Here is a 12700-nt window from a genome sequence, read left to right on the forward strand (position 1 = left end):
CCACTTACCCAAGTTACGCCTTAAATTTGGATCAATTAGGGGCGCTTTGCATTTCAAATCTTTGTGCAACAAAGCCCCTAAAAACTCAAAATTAAAAGTGAGTTTTTTACCCAGTATTATCCGTTGGTTGCCTATCGCACGTGGAGACTACTGGATTTTAAAACTTGATGAAAACTACCAAACTGCTTTAGTGGGAACACCAAATAAAAAATACCTTTGGGTATTAAGTCGTACACCACAACTCGATCAATCTATTCTTGATGAATATCTTAATTATGCAAAAACTCTAGGCTATGAATTAAATGATATTATTTACACTCAACATAAATAATTAAAGTTATTATTCAAGTCTATTTTCCCCACTATCTGTTTTCAGAAAATAGACTTGAAACTGCTTATTTCAATCTATAAAAACAACTGAATTTAATAGTTTATTTTTTAATATCCATTTTACCCTATTATTTTAAATCAAAGTAAATCTGAATATTTTTCATACACCCAATAAATCTATCTAAAATTATGTAATATGAAAACTATGTATTGAATGTAATTATTCAAACCACCCACCACCATGGCATCACACCACTTTTTAAAATTTTACGATGATTCTTATAATGCACATCATGTTTTTCAACTTCTGCCCAAAATGCAGGGCTATGATCAAAATGCCGTGTATGCGCTAACTCATGCACACAAACATAACGAGTAATATGTTGATCGACTAAAACCAAAGCACTATTCAACATAATATCGTGCTGAGCTGTGCAGCTTCCCCAACGGGTTTTAGGTTGGCGAATCGAGCAATCAGCAAACTTTAAACCAATTTCATTACTAACTTGTGTTAAATAAATCGGTAAATAATGCTTGGCATAAGCGATCACAAAAGCTTTTAAATAACGTGCAGAATCACGATCACTGATCAAAAGTTGATGATTTTTATCATCAAAAATATAAGAATTTTTCTGATCTTGGTAAATAATCTGTAAAGGACGATTTAAATTAAAAAGTTTTAGTTCAGTCGGCAATACTTTCTCAACTTTCCCGACTTTTTCCTGTTGTTTCTGCCATGTTTCAATCATCCATTGCTCGGATTGTTTTAAAAAATCTGTAATTTGACGTTTTGTACAAAACCGAGGCACTGTTAAACGAATCTGTGTCGGTTCGACACGTAAGCGTAATCGAGTAGCACGTGCATGATGGGTGATTTGGATTTCGGGGAGGTTTGGGGTCATTTATTCTAAATTTTATCATTTGATTTTGAGTCCCTTCTCCCTCAGGGAGAAGGTTAGGATGAGGGGATTATTCATATAAATCCTCTCCCTATCCCTCTCCTTTATAAAGGAGAGGGAACTAACGGCATGTTAAACCGCTGTACGCTCTTCAATACCATTGTCAGTTGCAACAACCGCAATATCCGCTTTGTTAATGGCGAAAATACCATTACACACCACACCCGGAATATCATTGATGGTTTTTTCAAGCTCTAAAGCATTCAAAATATTCAGGTTATGCACATCTAAAATCACATTACCATTGTCAGTCACAACGCCTTCACGATAGACAGGGTCGCCACCTAAAGAGACAATTTTACGTGCCACAGCAGAACGCGCCATTGGAATCACTTCAATTGGTAGCGGGAATTCACGTCCTAACTGCTCTACCCATTTAGAATCATCCACAATACACACGAATTTCTTGGCAATGGATGCTACAATTTTTTCACGGGTTAAAGCTGCACCCCCCCCTTTGATCATATGCATATGACGATCAATTTCATCTGCACCATCGACATAGGCATCTAAACCACCGACATGGTTCATATCAACAACTTCAATGCCGAGTTTTTTCAAACGTTGAGCCGTTGCTTCTGAACTCGCCACAGCAGCTTCAAGTTGCAGCTCAGGTAAAAGTTCAATTAAAAAATTTACAGTACTGCCTGTACCGACTCCTAAAATGCCCCCTTTTGGCAAGTGTTTTAAAGCTGCTTTGGCTGCTGCTTGTTTTTTCTCATCTTGGGATGCATAAAGGCTCATGACTTCTCTCAATAAATTTTCAAATTTCTGCACTTTTTGTATAATTTAAAAACGCAAATGTGCAGGGGGTTTGTTACAATCAAAGCTCATTTTAAACTGTTATATGGAAAATTAACATGCTGTCTCGTTTGGTTCGACAAATATTACAGGCAACGGTCTATGACGTTGCAATCGAAACCCCACTCGAAGCAGCGCCACGAATTAGTGAAAAACTAAACAACAACATTCGCTTTAAACGCGAAGACTTGCAACCTGTCTTTTCCTTCAAACTGCGCGGTGCTTATAACCGTATCAGTCAATTACCGAAATCTCAGTTGGAACGTGGCGTTATTACTGCTTCTGCGGGTAACCATGCTCAGGGCGTGGCATTATCTGGACAAAAGTTGGGTATTCGCGCCATTATTGTGATGCCAAAAACCACACCTGACATTAAAGTCCAAGCGGTGAAACGCTTAGGCGGTGAAGTGGTTTTACATGGTGACTCATTTGATGTTGCCAATAAATATGCCATCCAACGTGCCAAAGATGAAGATATGGCGTTCATTCCACCTTATGATGATGAATTGGTAATGGCTGGACAAGGCACCATTGCCAATGAGATTTTACGTCAATGGCGTGATGTCGATTATGTCTTCGTTGCTGTCGGCGGTGGCGGCCTCATCGCAGGTGTTGCAGCTTATTTAGGCGATGTTGCCCCACATGTTAAAGTAATCCCTGTGGAATATGATGAGTCAGCATGTTTAAAAGCAGCGTTTGAAGCCAATGAACGCGTGATTTTACCTTCTGTCGGTTTATTTGCGGATGGTACAGCAGTCGCACAAATTGGTGAAAAACCTTTTGAAGTCATTCAATTACAAAAATCAGATAACTCAGGTCCAATCGTTGAACGTGAAGTTGTACTGGTCAATACCGATGAAATCTGTGCAGCGATCAAAGACACTTATGATGAATGTCGTAGTATCGTTGAACCATCAGGTGCAATGGCTTTGGCAGGTATTAAAAAATACGTTGAAGCACATGGCTTAGAAAATAAAAACATGGTGTCGATTGTTTGTGGCGCAAACATGAACTTCGACCGTTTACGCTATATCGCAGAACGCACAGAATTGGGTGAACGTAAAGAAGCCATTTTTGCAGTGACTATTCCTGAAGAAAAAGGTTCGTTCCTGAATTTCTGCCGTGCCTTACAAGGGCGTAATATCACTGAGTTTAACTACCGTGCAAGTGATGCGAGCGCTGCACAAGTCTTTGTCGGCATCAGCTTAAAATCAGGGGAAAAAGAACGTCACGATATCTATGAAGCTTTAAAACTTCATTATGACGTAGATGATTTATCTGATGATGAAGTGGCAAAACTGCATATTCGCTACTTGATCGGTGGTCATGCCGACATTGAAAATGAACGTTTATTCCGTGTTGAGTTCCCTGAACGCCCGGGTGCCTTGTTGACTTTCTTAGAGCGTCTAGGTCCGACCCATAACATTACTCTGTTCCACTATCGTAATCACGGTGCTGCAGAAGGACGTGTTTTAGTCGGCTTAGAAGCAGAAGATGCGCAGCAAAATCCAGATGGCTTAGTTGAAACTTTAGAAAGTATTAGCTACCCATATGTAGAAATTACCAATAACTTAGGTTATCAACGTTTCTTAAAATAATATTGATCTAAATATTGTTTTAAATATTAAAGCCAGTTTATAGATCATAGACTGGCTTTTTTATTGATTGCTTTTATGTATCGTCATTAAATTTATACAATAAAAAATGAGCATATTGAAATACACTCATTTTCATTGAGTTTGATGGTCGGGAGAGAAACTCAAACTTCAAATATTATTTTACTGTAAGATAAATTCCCAAATGATATATCCTAAAGCAAAACCAAGAAATGAATAAAGCGTAATAATGAAAAAAACAAAACTGGCTTTATTTTTCTTTTTTAAAAAATTCATACTACAATCCAAATTTAAATTCAGCATGAACATACTAACTATTTGTTTTCAAAAAAGCGAATATTAAAAATAAAAACTTTATATTTCATCATCATATAAGAAAACATGTATTTAAAATTGATTTTTATTGGCTAAAAATTCAGTCGTCGCACCGATATTTTCGAGTTGTATTTGTATACATTGACAATGTTGCTGTGAACCTGTGTCGATCTCTAAAGGAAGTTGCTGAATACAATGTAAAGCTTCAGCACCTGTTAGCTTCAAATGCTGTTTGATAAAACTCACGACTTTTAATTTATGCTGACCTATTTCAGTTAATATTAATTTTCCATAAATCAAAGGTGTATATTCTTCAACAACAGTATTTTCATTTAACTGTGAAGTTTGAGTATTTTGCAATGAGCAATATAACTCATTCCATAGTTCTATTTTTAAATCTTTATGTTGTTGAATATATGCTGCAAATTTTAGTTTATCTTGTTGTAAAGTTTGAAAATATTTTAAATCTTGCTGAAACTGATCTAAATTTTCAGCAATTTTCTCAAAATTCCAACGCCCTGCGCCATGTTGAGCATAATACACAGGGAAACCTTGCGCAGACGCTGTCAAATAAATCACAAAGGGATCAGCAAAATAATTCACTGCGATAACATAAGCATCTGGATGCCAATCCCCTGCTTGATGTCCAGTTAAATCAGTTGCTGAGTTTCCACAAAATCGATAGCCCTCTTGAAAGTCCAAAAATGAAGCGATATCTGGATAATGACAAGGTAGACACATCATTTCCATTTCAAATGGCATCGCTAAAAAATCAATTAAATCTTTGGGTAAAACCACCGACATCATGCCATCCATTTTAGTCAATATCGCTGCAAATTTTATAACCTACGCTAACTCGTTCAATATAAAGTTAGCGCTGATAAATCAGTTGACCTTCTTTATACGTTGCTAAGATCTGAATGTCTTTAATTTTTTGACTGTCTATTTTCAATGGGTCATCACTTAAAATCACAAAATCACCATATTTCCCTTGCTCTAATGTACCTTTTTGCTTTTCCTCAAAATATTGATATGCCGCCCAATCTGTTACACTTTTTAAGGCAATATAAGGACTGACTCTCTGCTCTGCACCTAACACTTTACCCCTGCGTGTCGTGCGATTTACCGTCGCATCTAACACCATCATACTTTTTGGCGGAATCACAGGTGCATCATGATGTTGAGTAAAGATCATGCCACGTTTAAGTGCTGAACCTGTAGGCGAAATACGTGATGCACGTTGCTCACCTAAGGTTTGTGCGACATGCCAATCGCCCCAATAATAAGTATGCAGTGAAAAAAATGAAGGAATAAGCTTTAATTTTTTAGCTTGGTCTAACTGGTCTTCACGCATCGTTTGTGCATGAATAATCACATCACGGCGTTGTGCTGTTGGAAAATGTTTCTGTGAATTTGTAATCACACTGAGATATTGATCAATCGCTGCGTCACCATTGGCATGTGCTAAAATTTGCCAATCATGTTGAAATGCTAAATCAATCATTTTCTGTACATCTTGTTGTTGTGCAAATGCAGGATAACCCCGATAATTTTTATCTTGCCCTTCAGGTGGAATTATATAAGGCTGTGTTAGCCATGCGGTTTTACCCTGTGGTGAACCATCTAAACTGATTTTCACCCCACCTATGCGAAAATGATTTTGGTAATTTTTACTGCTACCGTGTTGTAACATATAACTTTGTTCAGAACTGATATCTGGATATGACACCACATCAATTGGTAATTGATTTCGATTGGCTAGACTACGCCATAACTCAGTGGTTCCATGATCTGCACGTCCTTCTTGTACAGTGGTATAACCATTTTCTACATAGGTGTTGACTGCTTTTAATGCCATTTTTTCCATCATTTGTGGAGGCACAGTTTTAAATGCCTGCATCATCGCCTGAATGACAATACTTTCCTCTAATACGCCATTCGGTTCATTTGTACCATTTACACGACGAATGACACCCCCATCTGGATTTTTTGTCGCAGAAGTAATATTGAGCAATGCTAAAGCTTTATGATTCACAGAAGCAAGATGACCTGATTGATGTAAAATCAAAACAGGTTGTGTGGTTGAAACTTGATCTAAATCGCTTGCTGTAGGATGCTTATTTTCTTGTAATTGTGCATCATCATAACCATTACCAATGATCCAGCCTGAAGTCGCTTGAATAAAATCAGGGTTTTGTGCTGCCCAGTTTTTCATTGCCTGAACTAAAGTTGCAATATTAACCACATTACCATCAGGAGGTGAATATAAGTTTGCGACCGTTTGTTGCATACCTACAGAGTTTAAATGACTATGTGCATCAATAATGCCGGGAATCACGGTTTTATTTTTTAAATCTAAGCGTTGCGCTTGGGCTGCTATTTTTTCAGCATCGACTAATTTTCCAGTAAAACGAATGATTCCATCTTCAATCAACATGGCTTCTACATACTGCGGCTGATCCCCCTGCATGGTTAAAATAGAGCCACCATAGACAAGTAATGAACTTGTATCATGATTTTGCGGTTGGTCTGATAAAGTATGTGGCAAATCTCGCTGTGTTTGAAAAGATGTAGAACTACATGCACTGAGCAATGCAACATGTGAAAATAATAAAGCACTTAAACCTAGAGAAAATTTATTTTGCATCATTTGTCTCATCCTCATTTCATTATCATTTTTTATCGCTTGATTGATTATAAACATATTTTTTATTTTTCATGTCGAAAATAAACTTGATTTATCAAATGATTTTTTGTATTTATTTCATGATCAATAGATTTAAATGTATAAAGAAAAAGAGCACAAACTCTCGTTTATGCTCTTTTTAAATATTTCAAAGCCTTATCTCATTACTTTTCTTTCATTGATCCAACGATAAAGCACAGGTAAAAGCACTAAAGTTAATGCGGTAGATGACAATATTCCACCAATCACGACAGTTGCCAATGGACGTTGTACTTCTGCACCTGTACCCGTTGCCAATGCCATCGGCACAAAACCTAAAGCTGCGACACAAGCCGTCATCAATACAGGGCGTAAACGCATCACTGCACCTTTCCATGTGGCATGATGAATATCAAACTGTTGACGTAATTCTTTAATAAACGTCAACATTACCAAACCATTTAACACAGCTACACCCGATAAAGCAATAAAACCAATCCCTGCCGACATTGATAATGGAATATCTCTGAGCCAAAGTGCAACAAGCCCACCGCATAATGCAAATGGCACACCTGAAAACACTAAAAGACTTTCTTTTATACTGTGGAATACAGCCATTAATAAAATAAAAATCGTGATCAAAGCCAAAGGTACAACCCATTGCATACGTGCTTTTGCTGACATCAGATTTTCAAATTGACCGCCATAATCTAACCAGTAACCACTAGGTAAAGTATCTTTGGCTAACGTGCTCTGTAATTCTTTGACAAAGGAACCTAAATCACGCCCTTCTACATTCGCAGTCACCACCACTCGACGTTTGGCATTTTCACGACTGACTTGGTTGATGCCTAAAATATTTTCAACTTTTGCGACATCTTGCAGTTGGATCAAACCACCATTCGGTAGTTGAATTGGAAGTTGTGCCAATTGCTCAGGTGTGCGTTGTGCTTCATCTAAACGCACTACAAAATCAAAGCGTTTGTCTCCTTCTAAAATCATGCCCACACTTTGTCCACCCATACTCATCGCCACTAAGTCTTGAATAGATTTTACAGATAAACCATATTGTGCAGCTTTGGTATGATCGATATCAATATTTAATAAAGGTAGCCCACTGGTTTGTTCAACATTGACGGCTGTTGCCCCTGAAATAGCCCGAACTTTTTGTGCAATACGATTGGCTTCTTGGTTCAAAACTTCCATATCATCACCAAAAATTTTGATTCCGACATCGCTACGTACACCTGAAATCAGCTCATTAAAACGTAGCTCAATCGGCTGTGAAAACTCACTGTTATTTCCAGGTAAAGTGTCCAAAAATGCAATCATACGTTGACGTAATTCATCAATGCTTTCTTTTGGATTTGACCATTGATCATGTGGCTTTAACAATAGAACAGCATCGGAAATATTGGGTGGCATGACATCCGTTGCAACTTCTGCTGTTCCTGTTCGGGCAAAAATTGCTTTTATTTCAGGGAATTTTTTTAACAATAATTTTTCTGTATTTTCTTGCATCCGTAAAGACTGCTCTAGCCCTGTACTTGGTGAGCGCATTTGTTGTACTGCAAAATCTCCCTCACTCAGTTGAGGTGCAAACTCGCTTCCAATTTTTGTGGCTAAAACTCCCGTTAAAACTAAAATACATAATGCAACTGTTAAAACAAAACCTCGAAATTCGTACGCCCAATCCAACATTTTTTCATAGCGTGTTTTTAAACCATGCATCCAGCGACTTTCAGTTTCTTTTACAGCACCATTGACAAATAATGCCACAGCCGCAGGAACAAAAGTTACGGATAAGATCATTGCACCAAGTAAGGCTAAAACCACTGTCATTGCCATCGGATGGAAGAGTTTTGCCTCAACCCCAGACAAAGCAAAGATCGGTAAATAGACAACAAGAATAATCAATTGACCAAAAACTAAAGGACGTCGTGCCTGTTTCGCTGCTAAAAAAACCTCAGTAAAACGTTCGGAACGTGTCAATAAACGCCCTCGATGTTTTTGTGCTTCAGCAAGGCGTCGAATACAGTTTTCGACGATGACCACCGCACCATCCACAATAATCCCGAAATCCAATGCCCCTAAACTCATTAAGTTGGCACTAATTTTTTGTTCTGCCATGCCTGACAAGGTAAACAACATGGATAAAGGAATAACACACGCAGTGATTAAAGCTGCACGAATATTTCCCAAAAATAAGAACAAAATGATGATGACTAAGATTGCACCTTCAACCAAATTTTTTTGTACAGTTTTAATGGCACGATCAACCAAATGAGTACGATCATAAACCGTTTCGATGATCACACCTTTGGGTAAACTGCTTTGAATACTTTGTACTTTCGCATCAATCGCTTGGGCAACAGTTCGACTATTTTCTCCCATCATCATCATGGCGATCCCGAGTACAGCTTCTTCGCCATTATAGGTTGCTGCACCTGTGCGTAAGTCGTGCCCAACAGAAACTGTCGCAATATCAGCAACACGAATTGGGTAACCATTTTTATTGGCGATACTGATATTCTCAATATCACTTAGGCTATTAAGTGTTCCCGGTACACGAACAGTGAGTTGTTGCCCATTTTTTTCAATATAACCTGCACCACGGTTTTCATTATTTTCAGTTAAAGCTGTTTGTAAATCACCTAATGGAATTTGTAATTGCTGCAAACGTGTTAAATCAGGGGTTACAACAAAGGTTTTATTAAAGCCACCAATACTATTAACCTCAGCAACGCCAGCAACTCGCTGTAACTGTGGACGTACTACCCAGTCTTGGATTTCGCGTAAATCCATTGCGCTATAGGGCGTTCCATCTGTTTTTTTTGCATTTGGCTCAGCTTTAATCACCCATTGATAAATTTCACCTAAGCCTGTAGAAATCGGGGACATCGTGGGCTGAATACCAACTGGAATTTCACTTGCAGCTTCTTGTAAACGTTGATTAATCAACTGCCGTGCCCAGTAAATATCGGTTCCATCTTCAAAAATAATGGTGACTTGCGATAGACCATAACGTGAAATCGAACGTGTTTGTTCGAGTTTTGGCAAACCTGACATCGCATTTTCAATCGGATAGGTAATGCGTTGCTCAGTTTCTAAAGCCGTAAAACCATTGGCTTGGGTATTAATTTGCACTTGCGTATTGGTAATATCAGGAACAGCATCGATGGGTAATTTTTGATAGCTATAAATTCCTACACCCATCCACGCCACCACAAAGAGCATGACCCAAATCGCATTTTGAATAGAAAACTGAATAATACGGTCAAACCAGCCTTCGGGCTTAGGTAAATAATGTTCGTTTTGAGGCGAGTTAGTGTTCATGGGTCGCCTCTCCTTTTTCTAATTCTGATTTTAGTAAGAAACTCCCTTGCGCTGCGTATTGCTGTCCGACACTGACGCCAGAAATTACACTGACCCATTCAGGATCATCAATTTCAGTATTTAATTGTACAGGCTGGGTGCTAAACTCGATTTTTTGATCATGATTTTTCGCAATAAATACAACACTTTGTCCATCAACTTGCTGTATTGCACTTTTTTGGATACGAATGCCTTGTGTCGTGCCTTGTTCTAATAAAATATTGACCATTAAATTTGGCTTCAACTCTGCCGACTGTGACAAGACTTTAGCTCTGACTTGTAAACGTCCTGTTTGTGCATCTGCTTCAGTATTTAAACTTTGCACTTCTGCTTGAAAATGATTGCCTGACTGTAATGATTTAAAGTTAATTTTTCGGTTTGGACTAAAATGTTGTACATCGGCATGCGGCACAATAAATTCAAGCCATAATTGATTCAACTGATCAATCACAAAAAGCTGATCTGCAAGTTGCACATTTTCACCTACGACCAAATCTTTTTTACTGATCACACCTGAAATGGGTGCTTTAAGCTGATATTGCCCACGACTGGAACTTGCCGCACCAAAAGCACTTAAGCGAGATTGAGCTGCTTGTACTTGAATTTGTGCTTGTTGATAGGCGTTATATGCACGTTGATAATCTTGTTTAGCAGAGATCCCTTGCTGCCAAAGTTGACGTTCACGCTCATAATCTTGTTTTGCTAATTGTAAATTGGCTTGCTCTAATTTTAAGTTAGCTTGTTGGTCGACCAAATCGGGAACAAGTAAAGTTGCCAACACTTGCCCTTTCTGAACAGATTGTCCCAACTGCACATAAACTGCCTCAACATGACCACTAAAATTAGGTGAAACATGGGCTTGCTGGTCGGTATTTACCGTCAATTTTGCAGGATAAGTTGCCAACTTCATTACACTGCCTTGTTCAACTTTAGCTAACTGAATACCTTGTTCAACCAACTGTTGTGCGGTTAAAGCAATACTTTCAGCATGTCCTTGTTCTGTATCTTTACCTTCATCATGTGCATGCCCTTCTTCACCTTCTTCATGTTCTTTTTCCTCCGCATGTGATTCTTCTGCACCATGCCCATGTTCATCTGTTTTGGCTTGATCTTTCGTCCACCAAATCAATGCCGCAGCTAAAATTGCAGTACTAATGACCGCAATGAGGATCAAAATAGACTGAGAAACTTTTCCTGATTGTGTATTTAAATCTAATTTTTGTTTGATCATTTTAGTTTCCCCCTACCGTTGGCAATGACTGAATATTGTCCCAAAGACTTTGATTGATTCCAGCTAAGCTATCATTTGACATGACAGCACTGGGTTCTAAACCAAGACTTAAGCTTTCAGCTGTGATCGCGTTTTGCCATGCGCGTTTTAACAATTCAACTTTACGTTGACGAATCTCTTGCAGTTGCAAAGTCGCTTGCTGTACATCTGTTAAAGCAAATTTTCCTGCACTAAATCCAAGTAGAGTTTTTTGCTGTACTTCAGTGGCAAGCACAAGTTGAGTGTGTTCAATCTCTTTAAACTGCACTTCTAAACCTTGTAATTCGGTCAATAAAGTCCCAATACGTAAGGCATTTTGCTGTGTATAAAAAGACTGTTGTTGGGTAAGCGCCTCTTGTTTTTGTTGTTGAACCTGCACACGATATTGTTGACGATCAAAAATATTAAGTGGCAGACTTAACCCTAACATCATTTGATTTTCACTTGAATTTTCAGGTGATTTACTACGATTCACACCAAAACTGACTGTAGGATTTGGACGACTGACTGCCTTACTTTGTTCTATTTGTGCATTGGAGATTTTTAGCTGTAATTGACGAGATTTTTCAATATAATTTTCTGTCAAATAACGCTGCACATTGTCATGACTTGCACTCGGCCACAACAATGATGGACGCATTGTTACACTTAATGTTTTATCTGACTCACCCCAAACACTGGACAGTTGTTGCTGTGCCAATTGAACTTGTAAATCCGCTTGTTTAAATAAACGGATATTTTCACTATGGCTGAGTTTTGCACGCTTTAAATCAACTTCTGCGACACTGCCTGCTTGAAACCTTTTTTGAATCGCATTGACATTTGCCTCACTGACACTCAATTGAGCTTGTGTAATCTGCTTTTCTAACTCAGCAATCGCCAATTGTGACCATAGATATTTTACTGCGAGTTCGAGTTGTGCCTGATAAATCTGCTGCTGTAATGCACTTTGATCTTGTGCCAATACCGCCAGTTGACGATTGGCTTTTCTGACACCAAACACATCCAGTTCTTGTGAAATACCAATGGATAACTCTTGTTCTTGATGAGAATCAAAACCTGTTTGTTCTATACTCAGCTCAGGGTTTTTCCATAACTGACTTTGCTTCACATTGGCAGTATCAATATTGTTTTGTATCGTCCAAATATGCTGTGATGCTTGATAAGCCTGTGTCTTTTCAAGTGCTTGCTCCAATGAAATTGGTGCCGCATTGACCCACGAGCCGAGTGTAAATAAAGCGACACTACAAGCAATATATTTAAGCCTAAAGCATTGCTGTGCAACAACATGTGATTGTTGTTGAAAATATTTTTTTGACATGAACATGCCCCACTTTTAAAAAATAAAGAAAAGTGGTGGGCTGTTTGC

The 12700-nt window shown here is 38.3% G+C and carries 10 protein-coding genes; 2 read left to right on the top strand and 8 right to left on the bottom strand.

Translation table 11 applies throughout. The features are described 5' to 3' along the window. On the top strand, positions 1 to 331 hold a 331-nt coding region (locus HX129_RS09570; RefSeq protein WP_286436168.1), incomplete at its 5' end, for a lipocalin family protein. A 223-nt stretch (positions 332 to 554) separates the two neighbouring features. Here the strand turns inward: HX129_RS09570 and HX129_RS09575 are convergent. Further along, on the bottom strand, positions 555 to 1232 hold the full coding sequence (locus HX129_RS09575; RefSeq protein ID WP_286434657.1) for a YgjP family zinc-dependent metalloprotease: 678 nt from the start codon (positions 1230 to 1232) through the stop codon (positions 555 to 557). 129 nt (positions 1233 to 1361) lie between these two features. Then, positions 1362 to 2033, bottom strand: coding sequence for a ribose-5-phosphate isomerase RpiA (gene rpiA, locus HX129_RS09580; RefSeq protein WP_107008774.1), 672 nt, complete (start codon positions 2031 to 2033; stop codon positions 1362 to 1364). A gap of 116 nt (positions 2034 to 2149) precedes the next feature. Here rpiA and ilvA point away from each other — a divergent pair, with 116 nt between their 5' ends. Continuing rightward, complete coding sequence (gene ilvA, locus HX129_RS09585) at positions 2150 to 3688, top strand: threonine ammonia-lyase, biosynthetic (protein WP_174492501.1); 1539 nt, start codon at positions 2150 to 2152, stop codon at positions 3686 to 3688. 180 nt (positions 3689 to 3868) lie between these two features. Here ilvA and HX129_RS09590 read toward each other — a convergent pair whose 3' ends face one another. The 6 genes from HX129_RS09590 to HX129_RS09615 all read right to left on the bottom strand — a co-directional run bounded on the left by HX129_RS09590 (position 3869) and on the right by HX129_RS09615 (position 12652). Beyond that, entirely contained in the window at positions 3869 to 3982 is a 114-nt protein-coding gene (locus HX129_RS09590) for a hypothetical protein (RefSeq protein ID WP_286434658.1), read from the bottom strand. A gap of 111 nt (positions 3983 to 4093) precedes the next feature. Continuing rightward, entirely contained in the window at positions 4094 to 4846 is a 753-nt protein-coding gene (locus HX129_RS09595; protein ID WP_286434659.1) for an SMI1/KNR4 family protein, read from the bottom strand. Positions 4847 to 4892: 46 nt separating this feature from the next. Further along, on the bottom strand, positions 4893 to 6671 hold the full coding sequence (locus tag HX129_RS09600; protein WP_130073327.1) for an amidohydrolase: 1779 nt from the start codon (positions 6669 to 6671) through the stop codon (positions 4893 to 4895). Positions 6672 to 6863: 192 nt separating this feature from the next. Continuing rightward, positions 6864 to 10022: an efflux RND transporter permease subunit gene (locus HX129_RS09605; protein ID WP_286434660.1), complete on the bottom strand. Its 3159-nt coding sequence runs from the start codon at positions 10020 to 10022 to the stop codon at positions 6864 to 6866. Further along, positions 10012 to 11292: an efflux RND transporter periplasmic adaptor subunit gene (locus HX129_RS09610; RefSeq protein ID WP_286434661.1), complete on the bottom strand. Its 1281-nt coding sequence runs from the start codon at positions 11290 to 11292 to the stop codon at positions 10012 to 10014. The genes HX129_RS09605 and HX129_RS09610 overlap by 11 nt, the downstream gene beginning before the upstream one ends. A gap of 1 nt (position 11293) precedes the next feature. Continuing rightward, entirely contained in the window at positions 11294 to 12652 is a 1359-nt protein-coding gene (locus HX129_RS09615; RefSeq protein WP_286434662.1) for a TolC family protein, read from the bottom strand. Positions 12653 to 12700: the final 48 nt, after the last annotated feature.

This window comes from Acinetobacter sp. 251-1 (genome assembly GCF_030329305.1).
In the GTDB taxonomy this organism is placed as follows: domain Bacteria; phylum Pseudomonadota; class Gammaproteobacteria; order Pseudomonadales; family Moraxellaceae; genus Acinetobacter; species Acinetobacter piscicola_A.

Excerpts from the sequence above, each read along its gene's own strand:
- HX129_RS09575 (WP_286434657.1), bottom strand. The coding sequence starts at position 1,232 with ATGACCCCAAACCTCCCCGAAATCCAAATCACCCATCATGCACGTGCT.
- rpiA (WP_107008774.1), bottom strand. The coding sequence starts at position 2,033 with ATGAGCCTTTATGCATCCCAAGATGAGAAAAAACAAGCAGCAGCCAAA.
- ilvA (WP_174492501.1), top strand. The coding sequence starts at position 2,150 with ATGCTGTCTCGTTTGGTTCGACAAATATTACAGGCAACGGTCTATGAC.
- HX129_RS09590 (WP_286434658.1), bottom strand. The coding sequence starts at position 3,982 with ATGAATTTTTTAAAAAAGAAAAATAAAGCCAGTTTTGTTTTTTTCATT.
- HX129_RS09600 (WP_130073327.1), bottom strand. The coding sequence starts at position 6,671 with ATGATGCAAAATAAATTTTCTCTAGGTTTAAGTGCTTTATTATTTTCA.
- HX129_RS09605 (WP_286434660.1), bottom strand. The coding sequence starts at position 10,022 with ATGAACACTAACTCGCCTCAAAACGAACATTATTTACCTAAGCCCGAA.
- HX129_RS09610 (WP_286434661.1), bottom strand. The coding sequence starts at position 11,292 with ATGATCAAACAAAAATTAGATTTAAATACACAATCAGGAAAAGTTTCT.
- HX129_RS09615 (WP_286434662.1), bottom strand. The coding sequence starts at position 12,652 with ATGTCAAAAAAATATTTTCAACAACAATCACATGTTGTTGCACAGCAA.